The following is a 26,635-nucleotide window of genomic DNA, read 5'->3' as shown; positions in this document are numbered from 1 at the left end:
CATGCAACTCCAGAACGATACCAACACGCTCGCGCTGCGGCCGCTGGAGCGCCAGGACCTGCGCTTCGTCCACGAGCTGAACAACGACGCGAAGATCATGCGCTACTGGTTCGAGGAGCCGTATGAAACCTTCTCGGAACTGTCACAACTGTACGACCGTCACGTGCACGACCAGCGCGAGCGCCGTTTCGTCGCAGTCGACGCGCAAGGCGAACTGGTCGGCCTCGTCGAGCTGATCGAGCTCGACTACATCCATCGCCGCGGCGAGTTCCAGATCATCATCGCGCCGCAATGCCAGGGGCGCGGCTATGCGGGCCAGGCGACGCGCCTCGCGATCGAGTACGCGTTCAAGGTGCTGAACATGCGCAAGCTGTACCTGATCGTCGATACGTCGAATGCGGCGGCGATTCACGTGTACGAGAAATGCGGATTCCAGCACGAGGCCGAACTGAAGGAAGAATTTTTCGGAAACGGCGCGTATCACAACGCTTATCGCATGTGCATCTTTCAACGTGATTATTTCGATCGCCAGCAATCCAGTCCGAATAAAGCAGGGTAAACGCGCTGGTGAAAGGCGCTTGCCGCGGGTTTTTCGCGGGCACCGAATACATTCGGGGAACTACGGATAAATACGGATTCGCTTATACCTGGCATTTTTCTTGTATCAGGTATTTGCGATTCCGCGTTGCGGTAAAGTTGATTCGTTTCGAATGACTTTATGTGCGGTGCATCAAAATGATCCGGATAGCGAAATGGATTATCCAAACCGTTCAATCGCCGCGATGTAATTCGGATGAAAGTCTTGCCAGATAACGCTTTCCGCCCGGCGTGACGGGCCTGTCCGCCACGCAACAGGTGTTGCCCGCCGCGCGCGCCGCGCGAAAAACGGGCTGCGCACAGGGTGCGACAATCCGCCGCTATTGCGGTCGCACAACAAATGTGCTTGCTATCGCTTGCCGGTCTTCTAAAGTGAAAAACGCGGGTTCACGATCACCTTTAAACACATAGCTAACCCAAGCCTGGTGCCTGCAAGCCTGGAGACAGAACATGATGAAGCGTACCGGTATCCTTTTTGCCCTCGTCGGCGCATTTTGCGCGGTGTCGATTGCCCAGGCAGGCGGTGATTCGGCCGTCAAGCCGACGCAGGAAATCCAGTTGACGAAGAATGCATGGGGCTGCCTGTCGAAGGACAATCTGGACTCCGTACTGAGTCACGAGCGTGACGGCAAGTCGCAGGCGAAGCAGCAATACTTCGACGACTACCGTTGCCTGTCGGTGCCGGAAGGCCAGCGTTTCCGCGTCGTGTCGGTCGACCAGGGCGACGTGCAGTTCGTCAGCGCCGACAACAGCGACCAGCAGGGTCTCTGGACCGATTCGCGCTTCGTCAAGCAGTAACCGTTCATCCACCGCGCAGTCACACGACGCGCGAGCGCGCCGGCCCGATGAGCCGGCGGCGCGAACCGAACACGGCCCGGCCCATGCCGGGCCGTTGCGCTGTGAGTGGCGCATGACACGCGCCGGACGGCGCGCATTCGGTATCATCACGGCCCGACCGAACCGAATGCCCGCCCGGGCCGCATCCGCATGGCGCTGAAATCCACGATCTACAAAGCAGAACTGCAAATCGCCGACATGGATCGGCATTACTACGCCGATCACGCGCTGACGGTGGCGCGCCACCCGTCGGAAACCGACGACCGGATGATGGTGCGCATCGTCGCGTTCGCGCTGTTCGCGCACGAACGGCTCGAATTCTGCAAGGGGCTATCGGACGTCGACGAGCCCGATCTGTGGCAGAAGGACCTGACCGGCGCGATCGACGTCTGGATCGAAGCCGGCCAGCCCGACGAGCGGCGCATCTCGAAGGCGGCCGGCCGCGCGGGGCAAGTCACCGTGATCGCGTACGGCGGCAAGACGTCGGACATCTGGTGGCAGGGCGTGCGTAGCAAGGTCGAGCGGCTGCGCAACGTGCAGGTGCTGTCGCTGGCCGACGGCGTCGCGGCCGCGCTCGGGCAGCTCGCGGAGCGCTCGATGCGCCTGCAGTGCACCGTGCAGGACGGTACCGCGTGGATCTCGAGCGCCGACCACGATCCGGTTGCGGTCGAATGGACCGTGCTGAAGGCGCGCGCGGACGCGTGACGGCCCGCGCGCCGGCCGCGTTCAGCCGATCGCGGCCGGCGGCCCCTTGAATTCGAGCATGTTGCCTTCCGGATCGAACAGGTAGATCGACGGCCCGTAGCCGCCGGCGCCGTAGCGTTCCGCGGGCGCGCCCGGCCGTGCGCCATGTGCGGCGAAATGGGTGATCAATGCATCGGGATCGAACGGCTCGACGCGCAGGCACAGGTGATCGAGGTTGCGCCCCGTGCCGGGCGGGCCGCTGTCAGGGCGATCGATCGGGCCGCCGACGGACAGCAGGTCGATCAGCGCGTCGCCGGCGCGTAGCTGCACGAGGCCCAGATCGGGCTGTTCCTTTTCCACATGGCAGCCGACGGCGTCGCAGTAAAAGCGCGTCATCGCGGCCATGTCGGTCACGCGCAGCACGATGTGATCGATGCCGCGGATGGTCGGTTTCATGGGCAGGCACTCCTTCACAGTCGACGAGCATCGAGTGTAGACGCATCGCGCCTGCGCCGCCCGCCGGAGCGCGGCACAATCGACGGACGAAAAAAAGCCCGTTCACGCAGAGCGGAACGGGCTTAATCCATATCAGGAGGAGACATGGAGGAGACAGTTCCAACTATACACACGGCGATGGTGCGACGCAATATTTCGAATGCAAAAAAACGTCAGGACGGCGATTTGTCGCATCCGCAGTGCAGCAAAATGGTGACGGGACGATGACGAAAACCGCGCTGTAACAGCCGGCGCGCGCGTTTTGTCGGATTTATCTTCAATCGATGTGTCCCCGGTTCGCCGGTGCGAATCACAGAGCAAGATTCGGGGCGCGACGGCACATGCCGATGTCTAGAGTAGGCACCATCTACACTAGGGAGTGCGAGGTTCAGATGAAAGCCGCCTATCCGACCGATGATGCCCGCTGGGGCGCCGTGACCGAGCGCGATCCGCATGCGGACGGCGCGTTCTTCTACGCCGTGAGCACGACCGGCGTGTTCTGCCGTCCGACCTGTGCGTCGCGGCTGCCGCGTCGCGAACATGTGTCCTTCTTCGCCGATCCGGCCGCCGCACGCGCGGCCGGCTTCCGGCCCTGCAAGCGCTGCCAGCCGGAAGGGCTGCCGCGCGAGCTCGAGATCGTCAACCGCGCGTGCGCGGTGCTCGACGCGCATGCCGAGCGGCTCACGCTGCAGCAATTGAGCGATGCCGTGCACGTGAGCCCGTTTCATCTTCAGCGGCTTTTCAAGCGCGTGGTCGGCGTGTCGCCGCGGCAGTACCAGGCCGCGCAGCGCGGCGCCGCGCTGCGGCAGGCGCTGCAAAGCGGGCAGCCGGTCACGCAGGCGGCTGTCGACGCGGGCTTCAACTCGCCGTCGCGGCTCTATGCGTCGGTGCCGCGCGAGCTGGGGATGGCGCCGTCGGCGTTCCGCCGCCAGGGTGCCGGCCTGCGGATCGACTATGCGACCGCCTCGACGTCGCTCGGCACGGTGCTTGTCGCGGCGACGGGGCAGGGCATTTGTCGGATCGCGTTCGGCGACGAACCGGCCGCGCTCGTCGGCGAGCTGAAGGACGCGTTCGCACGCGCCGAGCTGGTCGAGGCGTCGGCACGGCTCGCGCCGTTCGTCACGCAGATCCGCGCGTACCTGGACGGCACGCGGCACGCGTTCGACCTGCCGCTCGACATCGCGCCGACCGCATTCCAGCAGCGCGTGTGGGAGGCGCTGACGCATATTCCGTACGGCGAAACACGCAGCTACTCGGAGATCGCCGAGGCGCTGGGTGCGCCGCGCGCGGTGCGCGCCGTCGCATCCGCGTGCGCGTCGAATCCGGTCGCGCTCGCGATCCCGTGCCACCGCGTCGTACAAAAGGGCGGCGCGCTTTCCGGGTATCGTTGGGGCGTGCGCCGCAAGGCGACGCTGCTCGCGTCCGAGGCGCGTCATGTGCGCGACGATGAAACCGAATCCGTTGCGGAGGGCAACGCAGTTTGAGCATCGCAAGAACCACGATTACGTCCATCGTGAACGGCGGCCATGTGCCGCCGTCCGCACAAATGGAACTGCGCTTCAATGCGCCTTACGACTGGGCGCGGGTACTGCGCTTCTTCAGCGGGCGCGCGATTCCGGGCGTCGAGCAGGTGGCGGACGGCGTGTATTGCCGCATCGTCGACGTGCACGGCGACGCTGGCCGGCTCACGGTCGCGAAACATCCGCGCAAGCATTGCCTGGTCGCGACAGTCGAAGGCGCGGTCGCGCGTCATGTCGATGACGTGTTCGCCGCGCGCGTCGCGACGATGTTCGACCTCGGCGCCGATCCGGCCGCAATCGGCAGCGGGCTCGCGCGCGATCCGTGGTTCGTGCCGCTTGTCGACGCTGCGCCGGGGTTGCGCGTGCCCGGCGCGTGGTCGGGATTCGAGCTGGCCGTACGCGCGATCGTCGGCCAGCAGGTGAGCGTGAAGGCCGCGACGACGATCGTCGGCCGGCTCGTCGAGCGGGCCGGAGAGCGGGTGGTGCACGAAGACGACGGTGCGCCCGCATGGCGTTTTCCGACGCCTGACGCGCTGGCCGCCTGCGATCTCGACAAGATCGGGATGCCCGGCAAGCGGGTGGCGGCACTGACGGGCACGGCGCGCGCGGTGGCGGCCGGCGACGTGCCGGTCGATCGCGAGCACGCCGATCTCGCGACGCTGCGCAGTGCGTGGCTCGATCTGCCCGGCATCGGCCCGTGGACCGTCGAATACATCGCGATGCGCGCGTGGCGCGATCCGGACGCATGGCCGGCCTCCGATCTCGTGCTGATGCAGTCGATCGCCGCGCGCGATCCGGCGCTCGACCGGCTCGCGACCCAGAAGCGTCGCACCGAAGGCTGGCGGCCGTGGCGCGCGTACGCGGCGCTGCATTTGTGGAACGAAGTGGCCGACCGGGCGGGCGGCGCGCGCGGCGGGTGAGGGTGGCCGGTGATCGCTGAGGCTCGCGGCCGGGTGCGACCCGACGAAGCCGTGATGCAACCCGTTGCGCAGGTCGTGCCGGTATTCGCAGGCTACCCGCCGGACACCGGTCATCACGGCCATTCCGCGAATCCGTCGTCCGCCGCATGCCGGGCGCACGCCCCATACTTTTCCTTCTTTTCGCCGCCGGTTCGGCGGCACGGTTGCACCTGCCGCCACCCGTGTACGCGTCACGTTCCGTCGGACGAATTCGCGTAACCGGCGTGCCCGTTGCCGCCGCCTGGAACCGGTGGCAGATGCGGCGATCGCCGCGACCGGCCCGTCCGGCGGCCCGCTCCGGCCCGTGCGCCCTGCCCGGGGCCACCTCAAGCGCGTGTTTCGGCGAGATGTTAAAGTGCCCGCTACCAACGAAGCGACCAACAATCCAGCCGGCCGCGCGCGGCGTTCTGCGCGCGGCCGTCACGCACTTGCGTCTCCATGTCGAACACCATGACTCACCGCCAGTCCGAACTGCTGCTGAATCGCCTCGAAGCGCTGAGCTCGGGCCCGACGCGGCAGCATCTGCCCGACGGCCTGCGCGGCATCGAAAAGGAAAGCCTGCGCGTGACGCGCGACGGGATGATCGCGTTCACGCCGCATCCGCGCGCGCTCGGTTCGGCGCTCACGCATCCGTCGCTGACGACCGACTATTCCGAAGCGCTGATCGAACTGATCACGCCTGCGGAACGCGACGCCGCGATCACGCTCGAACGTCTCGACGATCTGCATCGCTACGTGTATGCGTCGCTCGGCGACGAGATGCTGTGGAACGACTCGATGCCCGGCCTGCTGCCGGCCGACGACCAGATTCCGATCGCCGACTACGGCACGTCGAACATCGGCCGCCTGAAGACGGTGTACCGGCGCGGCCTCGCGTATCGCTACGGCCGCACGATGCAGTGCATCGCCGGCATCCACTACAACTACTCGCTGCACGAGGAAGTGTGGCGGCGCCTGCATGCGGAAGAAGGCTCGACGGCCACGCTCGTCGATTACCAGTCGGAGCGCTATCTCGCGCAGATCCGCAACTTCCGCCGCCGCAGCTGGCTGCTGATGTACCTGTTCGGCGCGTCGCCCGCGCTCGATACGAAGTTCCTGCGCGGCAAGCCGCACAAGCTGGACACGTTCGATGCCGACACGCTGTACCTGCCGTATGCGACGAGCCTGCGGATGAGCGATCTCGGCTACTCGAACACGACCGCCCAGGCCGCGCTGCACGTCGACTACAACACGCTGCCCGCCTATCTCGACGCGCTGTCGAAGGCCGTGAGCGAGCCGTATCCGGCGTACGAGGCGATCGGCACGCATCGCGATGGCGAGTGGATCCAGATCAACACGAACGTGCTGCAGATCGAAAACGAGTTCTACTCGACGATCCGGCCGAAGCGCATCACGTATTCGGGCGAGCGGCCGCTGCATGCACTCGCGTCGCGCGGTGTGCAGTACATCGAGGTGCGCTGTCTCGACATCGATCCGTTCGAGCCGACCGGTATCGCACTGGAAACCGCGCGCTTCATCGACGCATTCCTGCTCGCGTGCGCGCTCGACGAGAGCCCGGCGCTCGACTGTCCCGCGTACCAGGAAGCGAACGCGAACTTCGGCAGCGTGACGATGGAAGGGCGCAAGCCGGGGCTGACGCTGCAGCGCGACGGCCAGCCGATCACGCTGCAGGCGTGGGCGGACGAACTGATGACCGATATCGAAACCGTCGGCCGCCGTCTCGACGAAATCCGCGGCGGCGACGAGCATGCGCGCGCGATCGCCGCGCAACGCGAGAAGCTCGCCGATCCAGAGCGCACGGCGTCCGCGCGCGTGCTGCGCACGATGCGTGAGAACGGGCAGTCGTTCCTCGGGTTCGCGCTGGCGCAGAGCGAAGCGCATGCCGCGCAATTCCGCGCGCGCCCGCCGTCGGCGGATACGCTGCGCACCGAGCAGGCGCTCGCCGCGAAGTCGCTGGCCGAGCAGGCCGAGCTCGAAGCGAAGGAGGCCGGATCGTTCGACGCGTTCGTCGCGGCCTATCGCGCCTATACGCTGAACCGCTTCAGCGTGTGATGCCTGGCGCACGTGCACCGCGTCGCTCGGCGCGGTGCGCGATGCGCGTCTCCGCCTCCGTCGCCGGTCGGCGTGCGCCGTTGTGCACCCGATCCGGTTCGATCCGCTTTCAGTGGTGTGCGTACGTGCCGCGATCGATCGCGTGCGGCAGCGCCGGCTTGCCCGATTCCATGTTTACCCCGCCGTCGCCGCCGTAGCCGGTGTCCTCGCCGCGCGCCTGCGCGGCACGGTGCATGATCGCCTGCATGTTTTCCGGAAAGTCGGGACTGCTTGCCAGGCTCGTCCGGTAGCCGGCGGCCTGCAGCTCCACGAGTTCCTGGCGGACCTCGGCGCGCGTCAGCGTCGACGCGGCCTGCGCGTGCGCGGCGACGGCCGCGCCGAGCAGCACGAATGCACATGCTGCCTGTTTCATCGTCTTCATCGTGTTCACTCCGTGAGGTTCCGGCGCCGTGCCGTGGCCGGCGCGGGTGGAATCGATGCGGCCAGTCTAGGCTTCGGACGCCAAACGAAACATCCCGCCTGCCGTCAGGCACCTTTGCCGCACGTGCAACATTGCGCGGGTGACGCTGCCGCGCCGAGCCGGTGAGCCGCGCGTGACGGGCGTCCTGTCGAACGCGACAGCGGAGCGCCCGCTGCCGGTCAGCATGCGGCGGCGGGTTCGGATCGGTTCGGCATGCATCGGGCTTGTCCCCCCTTGTACAAGCGCCGCTCGCCTCCTAACCTCATTTAAGCGACCGATCGGTTGGCCGTGCGACGTCGTTGCGTGCGCAAGCGCCTGATCGCCGTCGCGACTGCAGAAGGACCGCTTTGCACCGAATCCGGGGGCGCCGCCGTGCCAACCCGGGTCGACTTTGGAGACGCGATGAATCCCACCGACGCCCTACCGCCCGGCATCGTCTTCGCGCAGCCGTTGACGCCGGTCGCCAACTCGCTGCTGCTGTCGTTCCTCGTCGCCGCGATCCCGATCGCGGTCGCGCTGATCGCGCTGGGCGTGCTGCGCCGCCCCGCGTGGCAGGCGTCGCTCGCCGGGCTGGTCGCCGGCCTCGCGGTCGCGATCGGTGCGTGGGGGATGCCGGCCGGGCTCGCGTTCAACGCGGTCGGCGCGGGCATGGCGCTCGCGGTCGTGCCGGTGATGTGGATCGTCTTCAACGCGCTGCTGCTGTACAACATCGCGGTGAAGTCGGGCCGCTTCGACCAGTTCCGGCAGTGGATGCTCGACAACCTGCCCGACGATCGCCGCCTCGTGCTGCTCGTCGTCGCGTTCTCGTTCGGCTGCCTGCTCGAAGGGATCTCCGGATTCGGCACGCCGGTCGCGATCACGAGCGCACTGCTGATCGCGCTCGGCTTCCCTGCGCTCGAAGCGCTCACCTATACGCTGCTGTTCAACACGGCGCCGGTTGCGTTCGGCGCGCTCGGCGTGCCGATCACCGTGCTCGGCGCGGTGACGTCGCTGCCGCCCGCGACACTCGCGCAGATGGTCGGCCGCCAGTTGCCGTTCTTCGCGCTGCTGTTGCCGTTCTACGTGGTCGGCGCGTACGGCGGGCTGCGCTCGATCTCGAAGCTGTGGCCCGCGCTGCTCGTGTCGGGCGCCAGTTTCGCGATCGCGCAGTTCGTCACGTCGAACTTCCTCGGCTACCAGCTCACCGACGTGCTGTCGTCGCTCACGTCGCTGATCGTGACGATCGGTTTCCTGCAGGTGTGGAAGCCGCAGCCCGATCCGCAATACGCGCTCGCGCGCAGCGTGCCTGCAACGGCCGGCGCCGCGCGCGCGGGCTTCGGCGGCTGGCTGCCGTGGCTCGTCGTATCGGTGGTCGTGATCGTGTGGGTGCACGCGAACATCGCGGCGATCGGCGACGTGAAGATCAAGTGGCCGGGCCTGCACAACGCGGTGTTCGTGTCGCTGTATCACAAGCCGTATGCGGCGATCTGGGACTTCCAGCCGCTCGGCACGGGCACCGCGATCCTCTTGTCGGCGATCATCACGGCCGCGCTGACGCGCACCGGCGCCGGCGCGTTCCTCGAATGCGTGGTGAAGACGTGGCGGCAGACGTGGATCGCGATCGTCACGGTGATGATGATCGTCGGGCTCGCGTACCTGCTGAACTACTCGGGGATCAGCTACACGCTCGGCACCGGCGTCGCGTCGACGGGCGCGCTGTTCCCGCTGGTGTCCGCGTCGCTCGGCTGGATCGCCGTGTTCCTGTCCGGCAGCGACACGTCGGGCAACGCGCTGTTCGGCAACCTGCAGGTCGTCGCTGCGCGGCAGCTCGGGCTCGATCCGGTGCTGATGGCCGCGACCAACTCGTCGGGCGGCGTGATGGGCAAGATGATCTCGCCGCAGAACATCGCGACGGGTGTGTCGACGACGGACCTGAAAGGGCAGGAAGGTGTCGTGTTTGCGCGCACCTTCTGGCACAGCGTGATCCTCACGCTGCTGCTCGGCGTGCTGGTGTTCCTGCAGCAGCACGTGCTGACGTGGATGATTCCGGCACTGCCGAAATGATGTGAGCGCAACGACAGAAGGAAGGCACGAGGAAAAACGAGGGAAGGCGCGGGAAAAGCGCCGATAACGTGCGGAACCGGCGAACGCGCGGCAGTTCAGCGCGCGTTCGCCCGCCGCGCCGTTCGTCCTGCGTCGGCTGGCCCGGCTGCTTCGGCGCCGGCCGGCAGGATGCACGCAAGGAACGCGTCGATCGCGGGGCTCTGGCGGCGCGCCTTCAGGTAGTACACGTATTCGTCGATCGTCGTGTCGACGCCACGCAGCGCGATCACGCGCAGGTCCGGATGGCGCTCGGCTTCGCCGAGCGGAAACAGGCTGCCGCCCACGCCGTGCAGGATCGCCTCGCGGATCGCTTCGCGGCTGCCGATCTCGGCCACCGATACAGCTGCGACACCGGCCGCCGCGAGGATCGTCTCCGTGCAGCGGCGCGTGACCGAGCCTTCCTCGCGAATCAGCAGCCGCACGTCGGCGAGCTGCGCCGGATCGATCGCGTCGAAGCGCGCGAGCGGATGTGTGCGATGCACGACGAGCACGAGCGGGTCGGTCGAGATCACCTTGCGTTCGAGGCCTTCGGCATCGTTGCGCTGCGACGAGACGGCGAGATCGATGCGGAATTCCTGCAGCGCCTGCAGGATTTCCTCGGAGTTGCCGATCCGGCACGTGAGCGCGATCGACGGATGCGCGTTCGAGAAGCGGCCGACCGCATCCATGATGTAGTACGGCCCCGTCGCACCGATCCGCAGGTGGCCTTCGAACAGGCCGCCGACGTTGCGCAGCATGATGTCGGCCTGCGCCTCGAGCGCGATCATCTTCTCGACGAGCGGCAGCAGCTCGATACCCGTCTCGGTGACCTCGAGCTTGCGGCCGCTGCGGTAGAACAGCTCGACGCCGTACAGCTGCTCGACCTGCCGGATCTGCGCGGCGATCGTCGGCTGGCTCACGCCCAGGTGGCGCGCGGCGCGCGTGATGCTGCCCTGCCGGACGGTCGCGTGGAACGCCTTCAGCTGATCGAACACGACTCGGCTTCTCCCCTCTTCATCGCGCGTCAGCGTAGCGCACACGTGTGTCGGCCGCATGAAAGGCGCGTCGTGCGTTGCTTCGAAAAATTCTTGTGGGTAACCAAAAGAAACCTGCTGGAACCGGTCACGGCCGGGACATGCCGGTGCGGGGTAATAGCGCGTAACACACCGACTGCCGGCCCCGCTCGACCGGCACCCCATTCCTACCGACAACAGGGTTCCCTTCATGTCTTCGAACAATCGACGCGATTTCCTGCGCCTCGCCGCGCAGTCGGCCGGCGCGATGGCCGCCTACGCGGGCTTCCCGCCCGCGATCCGCAACGCGCTGGCGATGCCGGCCGCCTATCGCACGGGCACGATCCGCGACGTCGAACACGTCGTGATCTTCATGCAGGAAAACCGTTCGTTCGACCATTACTTCGGCGGGCTGCGCGGCGTGCGCGGCTTCAACGACCCGCGCCCGCACCTGCTGCCGAGCGGCGCACCGGTGTGGCAGCAGCCGCCGGCGTCGGTGTTCACGAAGAACTACCATTCGCGCGGCCTCGACCCGTCGGCGCCGTACGTGCTGCCGTTCTACCTCGACCCGAAGCAGACGACCGAATTCCAGCCGGGCACCAACCACGGCTGGAGCAGCGGCCACCTGTCCTGGAACAACGGCCAGTGGGACCAGTGGGTGAACCAGAAGCAGGACGTGCTGACGATGGGCTACCTGAAGCGCCAGGATCTCACGTACCACTACGCGTTGGCCGACGCGTTCACGATCTGCGATTCGTACTTCTGCTCCGCGCACGCCGACACCGCGCCGAACCGCATCTACCTGTGGACCGGCACGGTCGACCCGCGCAACATCTACGGCACCCCGCCGAACGGCCCGGGCATCGGCGAGCGTGACGACGTGAACGGCTACACGTGGACGACTTACGCCGAGCGCCTCGAGAACGCGAAGGTCAGCTGGAAGGTGTACCAGGGCGGCACCGGCATCCCGGGCGACCCGACCGACAACTACACCGACAACTCGCTGATGTTCTTCAAGAAGTTCCAGGTGAAGGAAGGCGCGAGCGGCCCGCTGGTCGACAAGGGCGCGTCGGACCACACGCTCGCCGAGCTGAAGGCCGACGTGCAGGCCAACCGGTTGCCGCAGGTGTCGTGGATCGTCGCGCCGTACAAGTACAGCGAGCACCCGCAGGCGTCGCCGACCGACGGCGCGTTCTACATCAACATGGTGCTCGAGGCGCTGACGTCGAACCCGGAGGTGTGGGCGAAGACGGTGTTCATCCTCAACTACGACGAGAACGACGGGCTGTTCGACCACGTCGTTCCGCCGGTGCCGCCGGTGACGAGCGGCGTGGGCGGCCAGGGCATCGTGTCGTCGAACCTGCTGTCGAACCTCGGCGACGAGCTGCTCGACCTGAACAAGTACCCGGGCGAAATGAGCCCGCTCGTGCCGGGTGCCGACCCGGGCGGCATCCAGCCGATCGGCCTCGGGCCGCGCGTGCCGCTGATCATCATCTCGCCGTGGACGAAGGGCGGCTGGGTCTGCTCGGAGACGTTCGACCATACGTCGGTGCTGCGTTTCCTCGAAGCGCGCTTCGGCGTGAAGGAGCCGAACATCAGCGCATGGCGCCGCTCGATCTGCGGCGACCTCACGTCGGCATTCGACTTCTCGGCACGGCCGGACACGCGCACGGTGAGCTTCACCGTGCCGCAGCACATCGCGACGGCCGGCCAGGCGTACCAGGTGCCCGCGCAGCAGGCGATGCCGGCGCAGGAGCCCGGCACGCGGCCCGCGCGTGCGCTGCCGTACGAGCTGTTCGTGCACAGCCGCGTGAGCGGCCATGACGACAGCGTGTCGCTCGACTTCGCGAACACCGGTGATGCAGGCGCGGCGTTCTACGTGTACGACCGCCGCAACCCGACGACGGCGCCGCGTCGTTATGCGGTGTCCGCGCACGACCGCTTCGTCGACACGTGGAACACGTCGGCCGCGCGCGGCGATTACCATCTCGCGGCATATGGCCCGAACGGCTATCTGTGCGAGTTCCAGGGCAACACGCGGCTCGCGGCGGACGGCCGCCACGCGAACCCCGAAGCGCGGATCGGCTACGACGTGCGCAACCGCCACGTGTACCTGCAACTGCGCAACAGCGGGCGCGCGACGTGCCGCGTGACGGTCGACAACGCATACAGCCACAAGCATGCGCGCACCTACACGCTGGAGCCGGGTGAGCGCGTCGAGGATCACTTCGAGCTGTCGTCGAGCCACGGCTGGTACGATCTGACGATCACCGCGACGACGCTGCGCGGCGGCGACGACAAGGTCGTGCGCCGCTTCGCGGGCCACGTCGAGACGGGCCGGCCGAGCCACAGCGATCCGGGGCCGGTGAAGCACACGACGGCCTGACGGCCGGCACGCGTCGCGCGATGCGGGCGAGGTCGGCTCGCCGCGCGACCGCCGCCTGCCGGCGGTGTTTCGACTGCATCCCGGTTGCATCCCGGCAGGCGGAATTGGCTTTTGGAAACTGAAGACTGTTGACAATGTGCCGGGCCGAGGGTATATAAGGATCATTCGCCGATATGGCGCCCTCGTTCTCTACCGCAGCCTTGCTGCCTGCCCGACCATGACAGCCCCGAACGCGCTCAGCGCCATCGAACTCCTGCAAAGCCAGTCGCTCGCGATGATCGTCCAGGACATGCTCGAGCGCGCGATCGTCTCCGGTGAATACGCCCCCGGCGAGAAGCTCAACGAAGTCGAGATCGCGACCAGGCTGAACGTGTCGCGCGGCCCCGTGCGCGAAGCGTTCCGGGCGCTCGAACAGGCCGGCCTGCTGCGTAACGAGAAGAACCGCGGCGTGACGGTGCGCGTCGTGCCGCTGCGCGAGGCCGAGGAGATCTACGAAGTGCGGGCGATGCTCGACGAGTCGGTCGCGCGCGCGCTCGCGAAGCGCATCTCGCCCGACACGCTGAAGGTGTTGAAGGGCATCATCCAGTCGATGAAGGACGCCGCGAAGACGCACGACGTCACGCGCTATACAGAGCTGAACGTGCAGTTCCACGACGCGATGGTCGTCGGCGTCGGCAATACACACCTCACCGATACCTACCGCCGTCTCGTGCGCCAGCTCGGGCTGCTGCGCCAGGCCGCGATCGAAGCCGAGGAAGACGCGATCGCGGTGTCCGCTGCCGAGCACGACAAGATCGTGCAGGCGCTCGCGGGCGGCGACGAGGAGCAGGCGGTCGCGCTGGTGCGCGAGCACGTCTCGCATGGCCTCGCGCGCATGCGCCGCACGCACGAGCAGGGGCTGCCCGCGACGGGCAAGGCGGCGCGGGAGAAAACCGTGCGCGCGTAAGCGCCCGGCAAGGCCCGCGCGGGTTGCCGCGCCACATCAAGGGGACGCTTCGCAGCGTCCCTTTTTCATTGCGTCTTCAGGTTCTGCAGGTCAATACATCGTCACGCCTTGTCGGCCTTCCCGGCTGCGCTCGCAAATTTCGCGAGCCACGTATCGACGGCCGCCGGCGGCCGGCTCTCGTCCTCCGCACGCTCCTTGCGGCGGATCGCATTGCGCACGACGTGCGCGCCGACATAGCGGATCGGCTCCGGCGGGAAATGGCCGAGCGGGCCGCGCACGATCGGGCTGCGCGTCCATGCGTTGTCGAGGCCGAGCACGAGCGACGACAAAATCTGCCCGCCCATGTAGGTCGGCCCGACGCCGTTGCCCGAATAGCCGAAGCCGTAGAACACGTTCGGCGCATCGTCGAGGCGGCCGAAGAACGGGAAGCCGGTGACCGAGCGATCGGACGGCCCGTTCCAGCTTGCCGTGACCGGCACGCCCGCGAGCGACGGGAAGAATTCGCGCAGGCTTTGCGTGAGCTGCGCCTCGTAGGGCGAGCGCCGGTCGAACACCGGCGCGATGCGGCTGCGCCACGAGAACGTGTTGCCGCCCTTGCCGAGCATCAGCCGCCCGTCGGCGGTGGTGCGGTAGTAGTAGACGAAGATCCGCGAATCGAGCACCGACACGCCGTCCACGAGCCCGGTCTTCTCGAGCAGTTCCGGGCATTTCTCGGTGATGACCATGTCGCTCGACACGACCGCGATCGTGCGCTCGAACTGCGGGAAGCGGCTCGCCATCCACGCGTTGATCGCGAACACGAGCTTGCCGGCGCTCACGCTGCCCGACGGCGTGCGCACGACGGCCGGCTGCCCGGGCGTGAAGTCGAGCATCGGCGTGCGTTCGTAGATCCGGATGCCCATCGCGAGCGCGACGCGGCGCAGCCCGCGCACGAGCTTGCCGGGATGCACGGTCGCGGCGATCGGCGAGTAGACGCCGTCGAGGTTGCGCGCGGAACCCGAGCGGCGCGCGACTTCGGTGGCCGGCAGCGGCTCGTAGCTGTGGATGCCGCACGCGGCGAGCGCGTCGAGTACCGGCGCGAGCGTGCCGACCTGCGCGCGCGACGTCGCGGTGTACAGCGTGCCGTCGAGCCGCAGTTCGGCATCGATGTCGTGCGCGCGGCAGAAATCGGCGATGTGCTGCACGGCTGCTTCGGACGCCTTGACGAGCCGGATCGCCTCGGCTTCGCCGAACAGGCGCCGCAGCGTCAGGAATTTCGCGGACCATGTGAGCAGGCAGCCGCCGTTGCGGCCGCTCGCGCCGGCGCCGCACAGGTCGGCCTCGACGATCGCGATGTCGAGCGCGGGGTTCTGCTGTTTGGCCTGGATCGCGGTCCAGAGCCCGGTGAAGCCGCCGCCGACGATGCAGACGTCGGCCCGCGTCGCACCTTGCAGCGCGGGGGCGAGATCGCCGTCGTTGAACAGCGCTTGTTCGATCCAGAAGGGTCGCATTGGAGGGTTCGCCGAAAGGGGGCCGTGCCGCGCACCGCCCGAAAAAAACTGGCCGCCGCATGCGCACATGCACGCGGCGGGGTCCATCACATCACGTCGTATTGCGTCACGTCAGGCGGCCGCTTCGGCCGATACGCGGCGCACGCCCATCGCCCGCAACGTGTCGGCGATCGCGGCGACGGCACCCGGGATGCCGGCTTCGCCGAAGTGACCGATGCAGCCGACCCGGAACGTCTCGACCTCGGTCAGCTTGCCCGGATACAGGATGTAGCCGCGCTTCTTGACCTCCTGGTAGAACCGCTTGAAGTCGTAATTCGGATCGTCCGGCGCATGGAACGTGACGATGATCGGCGCCTGGATCGCCGGATCGAGGAACGGCCGGAAGCCGAGCGCGAGCATCCCGTCGATCAGCGCGCGATAGTTGCGCTGGTAGCGGCCGCCGCGCGCGGCGAGCCCGCCTTCGTCGACGTATTGCGCGACGGCCGCGTCGAGCGCCGCGACTACGTGGGTCGGCGGCGTGAAGCGCCACTGCGTCGTGCGCTGCATGTAGACCCACTGGTCGTACAGGTCCATCGCGAGCGAATGGCTGTTGCCTTCGCAGCGTTCGAGCGTGCTGCGTTTCGCGATCACGAAGCCGAGCCCCGGCACGCCTTCGAGGCATTTGCCGGATGCGGCGATCACCGCGTCGAACGGCGTCGCGCGCGCGTCGATGTCGATCGCGCCGAAGGAACTCATCGCATCGACGATCAAGGCGCGGCCGTGCTTCGCGACCACCTGTGCAATGTCGTGCAGCGGATTCAGCACGCCCGCGCCCGTCTCGCAGTGCACGAGCGCGACGTGCGTGATGGACGGATCGCCAGCGAGCGCGCGTTCGACGTCGGCCGGATCGACGCGGCGATCCTCGCGGTAGTCGATCGTCGTCAGCTTGCGGCCGAGCACTCGGCAGATCTTCGCGATGCGCTGGCAATACGCGCCGTTGTTCGGCACGAGCACGTGGCCGTCGCGCGGCACGAGCGTGCCGAGGGCCGCTTCGACCGAGAACGTGCCGCTGCCTTGCAGCGGTACGCATTCGTGCGTGCCTTCGCCGTGCACGATCTGCAGCAGGCGTTCGCGCAGCCGCGCGGTGATCGCGTTGAAGTCGCTGTCCCACGATCCCCAGTCGCGCAGCATCGCGTCGCGCGTGCGCTCGGAGGTCGTCAGGGGGCCGGGGGTGAGCAGGATGGGCTGGGCGGCGAGCGTCATGGTGTCTCCTTGATGAAGTCGGGACGTCACGTGAATGCGGCGAAAAATCAGTGGCGATGCGGGGTGCGCCAGGCCTGCGTACGGCGCAACAGACGATGCGAGATGCACGCGAACAGCACGCAGGCGCACGACGACGTCGCGAGCACGAGCGTAGCCATCGCGGCGGCCGGGCCCATCTGGCCCGCGTCGTCGAGGTTCAGGATCGCGACCGACGCAGGTTGCGTGTCGGGCGAGTAGAGGAACGCGACGGCCGAGACGGTCGTCATCCCGTTCACGAACAGGTAGCGCGCGATCAGCAGGATCGCAGGCAGGCACACGGGTACGGTCACGCGCAGGAAGGTCTTGTAGAACGGCACCTTCAGCGACGCGGACACCGCCTCGAACTCGCTGTCGATCTGTCTGAGCGCGGTGACGGCAGTGAGATGGCTCGATGCGTAGTAGTGCACCACCGTGACGATCGCGAGCAGCCACAGCGAGCCGTACAGCCCGTTCAGCGGATTGCCGGGCGCGTTGAACAGGAAGATGTAGCTGATCCCCAGCACGAGCCCCGGCACGCCCATCGGCAGGATCGCGCACAGCGCGATGAAGCCGCGCAGCCAGCGCGCGCCACGCGTCTTCTCGATCAGGTACGCCCCGCCGAACACGACGATCGTGCCGCCGATCGCCACCGTCGCGGCCATCCGCAGGCTGTTCTTGTACGCGTCGAAGATGCCGGCGCCGATCAGCCCCATCTTGTAGTGCTGCACCCCGAGGCTCATCTGGTACGGCCAGAACTTCACGAACGACGCGAACACCGAGATGCCGACCACCGCGATGAAGAACGCGCACACCAGCGTGCAGTACGCGAGCATCGCGGCGTCGAAGCCGCGCGACGGTTTCGGCTGGTACGGCGTCGAGCGCGCGCCGAGCTGCGACTGCTGGCGGCGGCGGATGAAGAAGTCGACGCCGAACGCGACCAGTGCCGGACACAGCAGCATCAGGCTCACGACCGCGCTGCGGTTGAAGTCCTGCAGCCCGATGATCAGCTTGTAGATGTCGGTCGACAGTACGTTGTACGAACCGCCGATCACCACCGGCACGCCGAAGTCGTTGATGCACATCGTGAACGCCACCATCGTCGCGCTGATCAGCCCGTACTTCGCGCCCGGCAGCGTGATCGTGAAGAACTTGCGCAGGCGGCCCGTACCCATCGCGTCGGCTGCCTCGTAGAGCCGGCCGTCCGCGAGCGACAGCGCGGTGACGAGGATCATCAGCACGTGCGGGAACGACGCGTACACCATGCTCAGCACGATGCCCGGCAGCCCGTAGATCGAATGGCCGTGCAGCAGCGGCTTCAGCAGCCCCGCGTTGCCGAACCAGTAGATGAACGACACGGCCGACAGCAGTGTCGGGGCGAGCAGCGGCAGCAGCGCGATCGTGCGCGCGGCGTTCTTCAGCGGCATGCACGAGCGCGTCAGCGCGTACGCGAACGTGAACGCCATCGGCACGACGATCATCGTGACGAGTGCGCCGACCGTCAGCGAATGCAGCATCGAGCGCAGCACGCCGCTGTCCTCGAGATAGTCGACGAAGTTGTGCGCGCCGACGAATCGCCCGTCCGCGTCGACGAAGCATTTCTGCACGACGAGCGCGAGCGGCAGCAGCAGGAACAGCGACATCAGCGCGGCCATCGCGACGAGCGCGAGCTGCGCGATGCGGTCGTGCCAGTGCGTGATCTGCCGCACGTCGGCGGGGGCGGAGGCGCCGCGGCGGCGCTCGGTCAGGACGGTGCTCATTGCAGTCGCTCCTTCGCGCGCGGGAACACGCGGACATGTTCGCGATCGAGCGCGAGGTCGATGCGCGCGCCGGCCTCTACGCCGGTGCGGTCGACGTCGTGATACGACAGGTCGGCGACGATTTCCTGACCGTCGAGCCCGTCGATGCGGAAGCTCACCCGGCAGAACGCACCGAGGAATTCGAGCTTCTCGACGCGGCCGGCCAGCACGTTGTCGGCCGTTTCGCCCGGCACGCGGATGCGCAGGTCTTCCGGCCGCACGTAGACCGACACCGCCGCGCCATGCGCGGGGCGGGTAGTGCCATGGCGGCAGTCGAGGCCGACGCCGCCCGCGCGCAGCGAGCCGTCGGGTGCGACTTCGGCGGGAATCGTGTTGACGCGGCCGATGAAGTCTGCGACGAACGGCGAAGCCGGCTGCCGGTAGATTTCGAGCGGCGTGCCGATCTGCTCGATCACGCCGTGGTTCATCACGACGATGCGATCGGCCATCGACAACGCTTCTTCCTGGTCGTGCGTGACCATGATCGTCGTCACGCCGAGCCGCTGCTGCAGCGCGCGGATTTCCTGGCGCAGCCGCACGCGTACGCGTGCGTCGAGCGCCGACAGCGGCTCGTCGAGCAGCAGCAGGCCGGGGGAAGTCGCGAGCGCACGCGCCAGCGCGATGCGCTGCTGCTGGCCGCCGGACAGCTGGCCCGGGTGCTTGCGATGGCTGTCGGGCAGGCCGACCAGCGCGAGCAGCGTGTGCACACGCTCGTGGATTGCGTCGCGCTTCATCTTCCGGTTCACGAGCCCGTACGCGACGTTGTCGTACACGGTGAGGTTCGGGAACAGCGCGTACGACTGGAACACGATCCCGTAGTCGCGCAGTTGCGGCGGTAGCCGCGAGATGTCGCGGCCGTCCTGCATGATGTGGCCGGCGTTTTGCGTTTCGAGCCCCGCGATGATCCGCAGCAGCGTGGTCTTCCCGCAGCCGGACGGCCCGAGGAAACAGATCATCTCGCCCTTCATCACGCTCAGGTTGATGTCGGTGAGGACCTGCGTGTCGTTGTACCGCTTCTCGATGCGTTCTACGCTCAGATAAGGTGCCATGCGCGCCTCCATGCTGGGGCGGCCCGGGGGCCGGATTCGACGAGGGGAAGGGTGACGCGGGGCGGCGCGCGGCGCGGCCCCGCTGCCGGTCGCGGTGTTACTGCTGCGTCTTTGCCCCGTAGCGTTTTTGCCAGGTGTCGAGGATCGACTGGCGGTTCTTCGCCGACCACACGAAGTCGTTCTTCACGAGGAGGTCCGAGTAGTTGTCGGGGATGCCGGCCAGCTTTCGCGCGACGCCCGGGTACGCGACGATCGCCCACCAGCGCGCGGTGATCTCGTTGGCGTCCTTGCTCGCCATGAAGTCGGCGAGCTTCTTCGCGGCGTCGGGCTGCTTCGTCGTCTTCATGATCGCCGTGCCTTCCATGTCCCAGCCGAGCCCTTCCTTCGGGAACACGAGATCGATCGGCGCGCCCTGCGACTGCAGTTCGTGGCCGCGGAACTCGAACGAGATGCCGATCGGGAATTCACCGGTGCCGGCGAGCGTGCAGGGCTTCGAGCCCGAGTGCACGTACTGCGCGACGTTCTTGTCGAGCGCGTCCATGAATTTCCAGCCTTTGTCGTCGCCGAAGGTCTGCAGCCACGCGGTCACGTCGAGGTAGCCGGTGCCGGATGAAACCGGGCTCGGCATCACGATCGCGCCTTTATAGACCGGCTTCGTCAGGTCTTCCCACGACGTCGGCCTCGGGATGTTCTTCGCCTGCGCGGCGATGCGGTTGTAGCAGATCGTCGCGCCCCACACGTCCATGCCGACCCAGTGCGGCGGCGTGTTCGCGTCGCTGTACTTGCGCGTGAGCTGGTCGAAGCCCTTCGGCGTGTACGGCATCAGCATGCCCTGCAGGTCGAGCAGCGTGAGGCTCGACGCGGCGAGGCCGAGCACGACGTCCGCGCGCGGATTGTTCTTCTCCGCGAGCAGCTTCGCGGTGACCGAGCCGGTCGAGTCGCGCACCCAGCGGATCTCGATATCGGGGTTCGCTTTCTCGAACGCGTCCTTGTAGGGCTTCATCGCCTCGTCTTCCAGCGCGGTGTAGACGAGCAGCGACGTCTTCGCGTGCGCTGCCTGCGCGGCGCCGAGCGCGACCGCCGCGGCCAGCGCGAAACGGGCCGCGCTCGCCGCCCATGCATTCAAACGCTTGTTTACCGGCACTTCGTTCATCTTCAGACCCCTTGACTGTGGCGCCGCGGCACACGGCGGATGAGTGGAGACCAGCCCTCTTGCTGCACCATTGTTTTGCTTTCTGTTCTCTGCATGTTGTTGACAATCTACAAATCATCAATTTTAATGTCAAGCATGGAAAACACCTCCCTTCGGCGCGACGCGGGCGCCGACGGCTCTACCCTTCGAACTGAAAGGAATGAACGTCATGATTGAAACGCCTGTATCCGTGGAAGTGAACGGCCGCCGCTACAACTGGATGAGCCGGCCCGTGGTGGTCGTCTGCGTCGATGGCTGCGCATACGAATATCTGGAAGAAGCCGCCGAGGCCGGCGTCGCGCCGTTCCTGCGCACGCTGCTGAAGCCGGGCACGGCGCTCAAGGGCGAGTGCGTGGTGCCGAGCTTCACGAACCCGAACAACCTGTCGATCGTGACGGGCGTGCCGCCGGCGGTGCATGGGATAAGCGGCAACTACTTCTACGATCGCGACACCGGCGCCGAGGTGCTGATGAACGATCCGAAGTACCTGGTCGCGCCCACCGTGCTCGCGACCTTCGCCGAACAGGGCGCGCGCGTCGCGGTCGTCACCGCGAAGGACAAGCTGCGCCGCCTGCTCGGCAAGGGGCTGAAGGGCATCTGCTTCTCGTCGGAAAAGGCCGACGAGGCGAGCGTCGAGGAAAACGGCATCGACAACGTGCTCGAGCTGGTCGGCAAGCCGGTGCCGAGCGTGTACAGCGCGGACCTGTCGGAATTCGTGTTCGCGGCCGGCGTGCGCCTGCTCGAGACGCGCCCGATCGACCTGATGTACCTGTCGACCACCGACTACGTGCAGCACAAGTGCGCGCCCGGCACGGAAGGCGCAAACGCGTTCTACGCGATGATGGACAAGTACCTGCAGCGTCTCGATGAGCTCGGCGCGATCGTCGCGATCACGGCCGACCACGGGATGAACGCGAAGCACGATGATGAAACCGGCGAACCGAACGTGATCTACCTGCAGGAGCTGTTCGACGAGTGGCTCGGCCACGACGCGGCGCGCGTGATCCTGCCGATCACCGACCCGTACGTCGTGCACCACGGCGCGCTCGGCTCGTTCGCGACCGTCTACGTGCCGGCGACGGCCGATGCCGAGGCGCTGCGCGCGCGGCTCGCCGCGGTCGACGGCATCGAGGTCGTGCTGACGGGCGCGGAAGGCTGCGCGCGTTTCGAGCTGCCGCCGGCGCGGATGGGCGACCTGATCGTGATCTCGAAGCAGGACGTCGTGCTCGGCACGCGCCGCATCAAGCACGACCTGTCGGGCCTCGACGTGCCGCTGCGTTCGCATGGCGGCATCTCCGAGCAGATCGTGCCGCTGATCTTCAGCAAGCCGGTCGCCAGCGACGTCACGGGCCGCGCGCGGCTGCGCAACTTCGACATCATCGACATCGCGCTCAACCATCTGCAGTGATGCGCACGCATCCGTAAGGGGACACACTCATGAACGCCATTGCAGCATCGACGGACGTCCGCGAGATTCGTCGCGAAGCACTGCGAATCGACGGCGAAAGGATTCATCGGGACGCGGTAATCGAAGTGCGCAACCCGTACGATGGCGCGCTGGTCGGCACCGTGCCGAAGGCGACGCTGGACGACGTGCAGCGTGCGTTCGCGGCCGCGCGTGCATACCGGCCGACGCTCACGCGCCACGATCGCGCGGCGATCCTGCGCCGTGCGGCCGACATCGTGCGCGCGCGCACCGCCGAGATCGCGGCGCTGATCACGGCCGAGGCCGGGTTGTGCATCAAGGATTCGACGTACGAAGCGGGCCGCGTGGCCGACGTGCTGACGTTCGGCGCCGGCGAAGTGCTGAAGGACGACGGGCAGATCTTCTCGTGCGACCTGACCCCGCACGGCAAGAAGCGCCGCGTGTACACGCAGCGCGACCCGCTGCTCGGCGTGATTTCCGCGATCACGCCGTTCAACCACCCGATGAACCAGGTCGCGCACAAGATCGTGCCGTCGGTCGCGACCAACAACCGGATCGTCGTGAAGCCGTCTGAGAAGGTGCCGCTGTCGTGCTACCTGTTCGCGGACATCCTGTACGAAGCCGGCCTGCCGCCGCAGATGCTGCAGGTGATCACCGGCGACCCGAAGGAGATCGCCGACGAGCTGATCACGAACCCGGCGATCGACCTCATCACGTTCACGGGCGGCGTTTCGATCGGGAAGTCGATCGCGTCGCGGATGGGCTACCGGCGCGCGGTGCTCGAACTCGGCGGCAACGATCCGATCATCGTGATGGAGGACGCCGATCTCGACGAAGCGAGCACGCTCGCGGTGTCGGGTTCATACAAGAACTCGGGGCAACGCTGCACGGCGATCAAGCGGATGCTCGTGCACGAGTCGGTGGCCGATCGCTTCACCGAGCTGGTTGTCGAAAAAACGCGCGCGTGGTCGTACGGCAATCCGTCCGATCCGTCGGTCGACATGGGCACCGTGATCGACGAGGCCGCCGCGAAGTTCTGCGAGCAGCAGGTGAACGATGCGATTTCGCGCGGTGCTCGGCTGCTGGTCGGCAACGTACGTAACGGCGCACTGTATTCGCCGACGGTGATCGATCGCGTGACGCCCGACATGCCGCTCGTGAAGTACGAGACGTTCGGCCCCGTGTCGCCGATCATGCGTTTCAGCGACATCGACGAAGCGATCCGGATGTCGAACAGCACAGACTATGCGCTGTCGTCGTCGGTCTGCACGAACCGCTTCGACAACATCACGCGTTTCATCACCGAGCTGGAAGTCGGCAGCGTGAACGTGCGCGAAGTGCCGGGCTACCGGCTCGAGCTGACGCCGTTCGGCGGCGTGAAGGATTCGGGGCTCGGATACAAGGAAGGCGTGCAGGAAGCGATGAAGAGCTTCACGAATACGAAGACGTATTCGTTGCCGTGGTAAGCGGCGCGTGATGCGGGCGCGCCGGCTCGAAGGCCGGCGCGCGGAATGTCTGGCGGGATGCAGCCGCAGCGGCTGTCAGGCGACGGTCAATCGTCGTCGCCGTGGTGATGTCGCCAGCCGCGATGCCAGCCGTTGTCGTGCCGGTAGCGGCGATAGCGATAGTCGCCGTAGTACGGGCCGTAATAGACGGGCGCCGGCTCGTACACGACGGGCGGCGGCGCGTAGTAGACAGGCGGTGGCGCCTCGATCACCGGCCCCGGCACGCCGAAGTACACGCCGATGTCGGTGTGCGCGAATGCGCTTGCCGACAGGCAGGCGGTCGCGATGCCGACGGCGCAGGACAACAGGATGCGTTTCATTTGCCGTTCACTCCGTTCGTGGGTGCGAAGGCCCGCGAGCAATCGGTTCACCTGTCTTCATGGTACGTAGCGCGTGCCGAATGGGTGATACCGCGGTGTCGCTTCTGTAACTGCCGGTAACGAGCCGTCGGCCGGGTCGACGCGCGGGGTTGCGACGGATTTCGTCAGCGGAATGAGTGGTTGATCGGTGCGTTATTCGATCGGCTCATATCGTTAGCCGATTTGCGTTTTTGCCGGGCCTCGACGCGTCGGTAGAATTCGCGGACCTCTCGAACGGCACGCGCGTGCCGCGGGATCATTCCCTCCAATCATTCGGGGTCCGCACCATGAAATTCCTTCGCTCCATCCTGGTCGTCGCCATGCTGCAGGCCGTTTCGGTCACGAGCGCACTGGCTGCCGACGACCTGTCGCAGATCAAGTCCTCCGGCGTGTTCCGGGTCGGTACCGAAGGGACGTACGCGCCGTTCACGTACCACGACGAGACCGGCAAGCTGACCGGCTTCGACGTCGACATCGCGACCGCGATCGCGCAGCGTCTCGGTGTGAAGCCGCAGTTCGTCGAAGGCAAGTGGGACGGGTTGATCGCGGGCCTCGACGTGAACCGCTACGACGCGGTCGTCAACGAAGTGTCGATCACTGACGCGCGCAAGGCGAAATACGATTTCTCCACGCCGTACATCACGTCGCGCGCGGTGCTGATCGTGCGCGCGGACAACACGACGATCCGCTCGTTCGACGACCTCAAGGGCAAGAAATCCGCGAACACGCTGACCAGCAATTTCGGCAAGCTCGCGGCCGCGCACGGTGCGGATGTCGTGCCCGTGCAGGGCTTCAACGAATCGATCGACCTGCTGAGCTCGGGGCGCGTCGACGCGACGATCAACGATTCGCTGTCGTACCTCGATTTCCGCAAGCACAAGCCGGACGCGAAACTGAAGATCGCGGCGACCGACACGGGTGGCGCCAGCGACGCATCGGGCGTGCTGCTGCGCAAGGGCAGCCCCGCGCTGGTGGCCGCGATCGACAAGGTGCTCGCGGACATCAAGGCCGACGGCACCTACGCGAAGATCTCGCAGAAGTATTTCGGCCGCGACGTGTCGCAGCCGTGACGCGAGGCTGAACGATGCCGGCCTGGCTTCACCTGATGGCGGAATCGCTGCGGCCCCTGCTCGTCGCGGGGCTCGTGTTCACGGTTCCGCTCACGCTCGCGTCGTTCGCGATCGGCCTGCTGCTCGCGTTCGGCGCGGCGCTCGTGCGGCTGTTCGGGCCGCGCTGGGCGCAGGTCGCCGTGCGCTTCTATATCTGGCTGTTTCGCGGTTCGCCGCTGCTCGTGCAACTGTTCGTGATCTTCTACGGCCTGCCGAGCGTCGGCATCGTGCTCGATCCGCTGACGGCTGCCGTGATCGGCTTCTCGCTGAACGTCGGCGCCTACAACGCGGAGGTGATTCGCGGCGTGATCGAATCGATCCCGAAGGGACAGTGGGAGGCTGCGTACTCGATGGCGATGACGCGCCCGCAGGCACTGCGCCGCGCGATCTTGCCGCAGGCCGCGCGCGTCGCGCTGCCGGCGCTGTCGAATTCGTTCATTTCGCTCGTGAAGGACACGTCGCTCGCGGCCGTGCTGACCGTGCCGGAGATCTTCCAGGCCGCGCAGCGGATCGCGGCCGTGACCTACGAGCCGATGATTCTCTATACGGAAGCCGCGCTGATTTACCTGCTGCTCAGTTCGGTGCTGTCCACGCTGCAGCGCCGCCTCGAAACCCGCTTCGGCCGTCATGCGCTGTTCCAGGCGGAGTGGCGATGATCCGGCTCGAACGCATCGACAAGTCGTTCGGCACGCATCGTGTGTTGCACGGGATCGATCTCGCGTTGCAGCCCGGCAGCGTGACGGCATTGATCGGACCGTCCGGCAGCGGCAAGAGCACGCTGCTGCGTTGCGTGAACCTGCTCGAAGTGCCCGAGACAGGTGCGCTGACGGTCGGCGACGCACGCATCGACTTCTCGCCGGCGCACCGGCCGGCGCGCGACGCCGTATTCGCGGTGCGCCGCCAGACCGGCATGGTATTCCAGAATTTTCAGTTGTTTCCGCACCTGAGCGTCGTGCAGAACGTGATGGAAGGGCTCGTCACGGTGCAGCGCTGGCCGCGCGAACGGGCCCGCGAACGCGCGCTCGCGCTGCTCGAGAAGGTCGGCATCGCGGACAAGGCCGACGCGTGGCCCGGCACGTTGTCGGGTGGCCAGCAGCAACGCGTCGCGATCGCACGTGCGCTTGCGCCGTCGCCGCAGGTGCTGTTGTGCGACGAGCCGACGTCGGCACTCGATCCGGAGCTGTCCGTCGAAGTCGTCGAGGTGTTGCGCCAGCTAGCGCGCGAAGGCACGACGATGCTGATGGCGACGCACGACCTGCGCCTGGCCGCGTCGATCGCGCACGACGCTGTGTTTCTCGCGGAAGGCCGCATCATCGAGGCCGGTGCATCGCGCGACCTGTTCGGCGACCCGCGCGATCCGCGCACCGCGAAGTTCGTGTCGACGCTAGCGCAGGGCGTGCCGGTGTTCTGACGCGACACGCGACACGCGTCAAGCGACA

Annotated in this window: 23 protein-coding genes; 14 read left to right on the top strand and 9 right to left on the bottom strand. The window is 66.9% G+C overall.

All coding sequences use genetic code 11. From position 1 onward, the window contains the following. The first annotated feature begins 1 nt into the window (after position 1). From speG to ACPTTF_RS17080, 3 genes are all read left to right on the top strand, one after another. A complete protein-coding gene (speG, locus tag ACPTTF_RS17090; RefSeq protein ID WP_042973815.1) occupies positions 2-559 on the top strand; it encodes a spermidine N1-acetyltransferase in 558 nt (185 codons plus the stop codon). Positions 560-1,047: 488 nt separating this feature from the next. Next, entirely contained in the window at positions 1,048-1,395 is a 348-nt protein-coding gene (gene sap1 / locus ACPTTF_RS17085; RefSeq protein ID WP_027788811.1) for a surface attachment protein Sap1, read from the top strand. 189 nt (positions 1,396-1,584) lie between these two features. Beyond that, positions 1,585-2,139 carry a YaeQ family protein gene (locus ACPTTF_RS17080; RefSeq protein WP_166962288.1) on the top strand — a complete coding sequence of 185 codons (555 nt, stop codon included), beginning with the start codon at positions 1,585-1,587 and terminating at the stop codon, positions 2,137-2,139. A 21-nt stretch (positions 2,140-2,160) separates the two neighbouring features. Here ACPTTF_RS17080 and ACPTTF_RS17075 read toward each other — a convergent pair whose 3' ends face one another. Beyond that, positions 2,161-2,574, bottom strand: coding sequence for a VOC family protein (locus ACPTTF_RS17075; RefSeq protein ID WP_166962291.1), 414 nt, complete (start codon positions 2,572-2,574; stop codon positions 2,161-2,163). 431 nt (positions 2,575-3,005) lie between these two features. On the opposite strand from ACPTTF_RS17075, the gene ada reads away from it, so the two are divergent. The 3 genes from ada to gshA all read left to right on the top strand — a co-directional run bounded on the left by ada (position 3,006) and on the right by gshA (position 7,144). Then, positions 3,006-4,097, top strand: coding sequence for a bifunctional DNA-binding transcriptional regulator/O6-methylguanine-DNA methyltransferase Ada (gene ada / locus ACPTTF_RS17070; protein WP_423371824.1), 1,092 nt, complete (start codon positions 3,006-3,008; stop codon positions 4,095-4,097). Continuing rightward, complete coding sequence (locus tag ACPTTF_RS17065) at positions 4,094-5,053, top strand: DNA-3-methyladenine glycosylase family protein (protein WP_423371823.1); 960 nt, start codon at positions 4,094-4,096, stop codon at positions 5,051-5,053. Before ada ends, ACPTTF_RS17065 begins: the two co-directional genes overlap by 4 nt. Before the next feature lie 477 nt (positions 5,054-5,530). Next, entirely contained in the window at positions 5,531-7,144 is a 1,614-nt protein-coding gene (gene gshA / locus ACPTTF_RS17060) for a glutamate--cysteine ligase (protein WP_423371822.1), read from the top strand. 109 nt (positions 7,145-7,253) lie between these two features. Here gshA and ACPTTF_RS17055 read toward each other — a convergent pair whose 3' ends face one another. Then, complete coding sequence (locus ACPTTF_RS17055) at positions 7,254-7,565, bottom strand: DUF4148 domain-containing protein (protein ID WP_423371821.1); 312 nt, start codon at positions 7,563-7,565, stop codon at positions 7,254-7,256. Between the two features lie 441 nt (positions 7,566-8,006). On the opposite strand from ACPTTF_RS17055, the gene ACPTTF_RS17050 reads away from it, so the two are divergent. Next, positions 8,007-9,647, top strand: a complete 1,641-nt coding sequence (locus tag ACPTTF_RS17050) for an L-lactate permease (RefSeq protein WP_166962306.1) — start codon at positions 8,007-8,009, stop codon at positions 9,645-9,647. Between the two features lie 95 nt (positions 9,648-9,742). On the opposite strand, the gene ACPTTF_RS17045 is transcribed toward ACPTTF_RS17050, so the two are convergent. Further along, positions 9,743-10,660 carry a LysR family transcriptional regulator gene (locus tag ACPTTF_RS17045; RefSeq protein WP_423371820.1) on the bottom strand — a complete coding sequence of 306 codons (918 nt, stop codon included), beginning with the start codon at positions 10,658-10,660 and terminating at the stop codon, positions 9,743-9,745. 229 nt (positions 10,661-10,889) lie between these two features. Here ACPTTF_RS17045 and ACPTTF_RS17040 point away from each other — a divergent pair, with 229 nt between their 5' ends. Beyond that, the gene (locus ACPTTF_RS17040; RefSeq protein ID WP_423371819.1) at positions 10,890-13,064 is read left to right on the top strand and encodes a phosphocholine-specific phospholipase C; all 2,175 of its coding nucleotides are present in this window, start codon (positions 10,890-10,892) and stop codon (positions 13,062-13,064) included. Positions 13,065-13,281: 217 nt separating this feature from the next. After that, positions 13,282-14,010: a phosphonate utilization associated transcriptional regulator gene (locus ACPTTF_RS17035; RefSeq protein ID WP_166962316.1), complete on the top strand. Its 729-nt coding sequence runs from the start codon at positions 13,282-13,284 to the stop codon at positions 14,008-14,010. A gap of 101 nt (positions 14,011-14,111) precedes the next feature. On the opposite strand, the gene ACPTTF_RS17030 is transcribed toward ACPTTF_RS17035, so the two are convergent. From ACPTTF_RS17030 to ACPTTF_RS17010, 5 genes are all read right to left on the bottom strand, one after another. After that, positions 14,112-15,500 (bottom strand): FAD-dependent oxidoreductase, encoded by a 1,389-nt coding sequence (locus ACPTTF_RS17030; protein WP_423371818.1) that lies wholly within the window; start codon positions 15,498-15,500, stop codon positions 14,112-14,114. Positions 15,501-15,611: 111 nt separating this feature from the next. Continuing rightward, positions 15,612-16,742, bottom strand: a complete 1,131-nt coding sequence (locus tag ACPTTF_RS17025) for a 2-aminoethylphosphonate--pyruvate transaminase (protein ID WP_423371817.1) — start codon at positions 16,740-16,742, stop codon at positions 15,612-15,614. A gap of 47 nt (positions 16,743-16,789) precedes the next feature. Further along, positions 16,790-18,517: a putative 2-aminoethylphosphonate ABC transporter permease subunit gene (locus tag ACPTTF_RS17020; RefSeq protein WP_423371816.1), complete on the bottom strand. Its 1,728-nt coding sequence runs from the start codon at positions 18,515-18,517 to the stop codon at positions 16,790-16,792. Continuing rightward, on the bottom strand, positions 18,514-19,605 hold the full coding sequence (locus tag ACPTTF_RS17015) for a putative 2-aminoethylphosphonate ABC transporter ATP-binding protein (RefSeq protein WP_423371815.1): 1,092 nt from the start codon (positions 19,603-19,605) through the stop codon (positions 18,514-18,516). The genes ACPTTF_RS17020 and ACPTTF_RS17015 overlap by 4 nt, the downstream gene beginning before the upstream one ends. Before the next feature lie 97 nt (positions 19,606-19,702). Beyond that, positions 19,703-20,758: a putative 2-aminoethylphosphonate ABC transporter substrate-binding protein gene (locus ACPTTF_RS17010; protein ID WP_423371814.1), complete on the bottom strand. Its 1,056-nt coding sequence runs from the start codon at positions 20,756-20,758 to the stop codon at positions 19,703-19,705. Between the two features lie 208 nt (positions 20,759-20,966). Between ACPTTF_RS17010 and phnA the strand changes: the two genes are divergently transcribed. Continuing rightward, a complete protein-coding gene (gene phnA, locus ACPTTF_RS17005) occupies positions 20,967-22,205 on the top strand; it encodes a phosphonoacetate hydrolase (protein WP_423371813.1) in 1,239 nt (412 codons plus the stop codon). A gap of 29 nt (positions 22,206-22,234) precedes the next feature. Beyond that, complete coding sequence (gene phnY / locus ACPTTF_RS17000; RefSeq protein WP_423371812.1) at positions 22,235-23,689, top strand: phosphonoacetaldehyde dehydrogenase; 1,455 nt, start codon at positions 22,235-22,237, stop codon at positions 23,687-23,689. Positions 23,690-23,775: 86 nt separating this feature from the next. On the opposite strand, the gene ACPTTF_RS16995 is transcribed toward phnY, so the two are convergent. Then, a complete protein-coding gene (locus ACPTTF_RS16995) occupies positions 23,776-24,048 on the bottom strand; it encodes a hypothetical protein (RefSeq protein ID WP_166962339.1) in 273 nt (90 codons plus the stop codon). A 326-nt stretch (positions 24,049-24,374) separates the two neighbouring features. Between ACPTTF_RS16995 and ACPTTF_RS16990 the strand changes: the two genes are divergently transcribed. Genes ACPTTF_RS16990 through ACPTTF_RS16980 form a run of 3 tightly spaced genes read left to right on the top strand, consistent with a single transcriptional unit; the run spans position 24,375 to position 26,607 of the window. After that, on the top strand, positions 24,375-25,157 hold the full coding sequence (locus tag ACPTTF_RS16990; protein WP_423371811.1) for an amino acid ABC transporter substrate-binding protein: 783 nt from the start codon (positions 24,375-24,377) through the stop codon (positions 25,155-25,157). A 14-nt stretch (positions 25,158-25,171) separates the two neighbouring features. Further along, positions 25,172-25,852 carry an amino acid ABC transporter permease gene (locus ACPTTF_RS16985; RefSeq protein ID WP_423371810.1) on the top strand — a complete coding sequence of 227 codons (681 nt, stop codon included), beginning with the start codon at positions 25,172-25,174 and terminating at the stop codon, positions 25,850-25,852. Beyond that, positions 25,849-26,607 carry an amino acid ABC transporter ATP-binding protein gene (locus tag ACPTTF_RS16980; RefSeq protein ID WP_423371809.1) on the top strand — a complete coding sequence of 253 codons (759 nt, stop codon included), beginning with the start codon at positions 25,849-25,851 and terminating at the stop codon, positions 26,605-26,607. Before ACPTTF_RS16985 ends, ACPTTF_RS16980 begins: the two co-directional genes overlap by 4 nt. Positions 26,608-26,635 lie beyond the last annotated feature (28 nt).

The sequence above is a fragment of the Burkholderia crassaminum genome (assembly GCF_964265005.1).
Lineage (GTDB): Bacteria > Pseudomonadota > Gammaproteobacteria > Burkholderiales > Burkholderiaceae > Burkholderia.
This window is presented reverse-complemented; position numbering and strand designations above follow the sequence as displayed.

What these genes read in the sequence shown, in the direction of transcription:
- speG (WP_042973815.1), top strand. Translation starts at nt 2, where the DNA reads ATGCAACTCCAGAACGATACCAACACGCTCGCGCTGCGGCCGCTGGAG.
- sap1 (WP_027788811.1), top strand. Translation starts at nt 1,048, where the DNA reads ATGATGAAGCGTACCGGTATCCTTTTTGCCCTCGTCGGCGCATTTTGC.
- ACPTTF_RS17080 (WP_166962288.1), top strand. Translation starts at nt 1,585, where the DNA reads ATGGCGCTGAAATCCACGATCTACAAAGCAGAACTGCAAATCGCCGAC.
- ACPTTF_RS17075 (WP_166962291.1), bottom strand. Translation starts at nt 2,574, where the DNA reads ATGAAACCGACCATCCGCGGCATCGATCACATCGTGCTGCGCGTGACC.
- ada (WP_423371824.1), top strand. Translation starts at nt 3,006, where the DNA reads ATGAAAGCCGCCTATCCGACCGATGATGCCCGCTGGGGCGCCGTGACC.
- gshA (WP_423371822.1), top strand. Translation starts at nt 5,531, where the DNA reads ATGTCGAACACCATGACTCACCGCCAGTCCGAACTGCTGCTGAATCGC.
- ACPTTF_RS17055 (WP_423371821.1), bottom strand. Translation starts at nt 7,565, where the DNA reads ATGAAGACGATGAAACAGGCAGCATGTGCATTCGTGCTGCTCGGCGCG.
- ACPTTF_RS17050 (WP_166962306.1), top strand. Translation starts at nt 8,007, where the DNA reads ATGAATCCCACCGACGCCCTACCGCCCGGCATCGTCTTCGCGCAGCCG.
- ACPTTF_RS17040 (WP_423371819.1), top strand. Translation starts at nt 10,890, where the DNA reads ATGTCTTCGAACAATCGACGCGATTTCCTGCGCCTCGCCGCGCAGTCG.
- ACPTTF_RS17035 (WP_166962316.1), top strand. Translation starts at nt 13,282, where the DNA reads ATGACAGCCCCGAACGCGCTCAGCGCCATCGAACTCCTGCAAAGCCAG.
- ACPTTF_RS17030 (WP_423371818.1), bottom strand. Translation starts at nt 15,500, where the DNA reads ATGCGACCCTTCTGGATCGAACAAGCGCTGTTCAACGACGGCGATCTC.
- ACPTTF_RS17025 (WP_423371817.1), bottom strand. Translation starts at nt 16,742, where the DNA reads ATGACGCTCGCCGCCCAGCCCATCCTGCTCACCCCCGGCCCCCTGACG.
- ACPTTF_RS17020 (WP_423371816.1), bottom strand. Translation starts at nt 18,517, where the DNA reads ATGAGCACCGTCCTGACCGAGCGCCGCCGCGGCGCCTCCGCCCCCGCC.
- ACPTTF_RS17015 (WP_423371815.1), bottom strand. Translation starts at nt 19,605, where the DNA reads ATGGCACCTTATCTGAGCGTAGAACGCATCGAGAAGCGGTACAACGAC.
- ACPTTF_RS17010 (WP_423371814.1), bottom strand. Translation starts at nt 20,758, where the DNA reads ATGAACGAAGTGCCGGTAAACAAGCGTTTGAATGCATGGGCGGCGAGC.
- phnA (WP_423371813.1), top strand. Translation starts at nt 20,967, where the DNA reads ATGATTGAAACGCCTGTATCCGTGGAAGTGAACGGCCGCCGCTACAAC.
- phnY (WP_423371812.1), top strand. Translation starts at nt 22,235, where the DNA reads ATGAACGCCATTGCAGCATCGACGGACGTCCGCGAGATTCGTCGCGAA.
- ACPTTF_RS16995 (WP_166962339.1), bottom strand. Translation starts at nt 24,048, where the DNA reads ATGAAACGCATCCTGTTGTCCTGCGCCGTCGGCATCGCGACCGCCTGC.
- ACPTTF_RS16990 (WP_423371811.1), top strand. Translation starts at nt 24,375, where the DNA reads ATGAAATTCCTTCGCTCCATCCTGGTCGTCGCCATGCTGCAGGCCGTT.
- ACPTTF_RS16985 (WP_423371810.1), top strand. Translation starts at nt 25,172, where the DNA reads ATGCCGGCCTGGCTTCACCTGATGGCGGAATCGCTGCGGCCCCTGCTC.
- ACPTTF_RS16980 (WP_423371809.1), top strand. Translation starts at nt 25,849, where the DNA reads ATGATCCGGCTCGAACGCATCGACAAGTCGTTCGGCACGCATCGTGTG.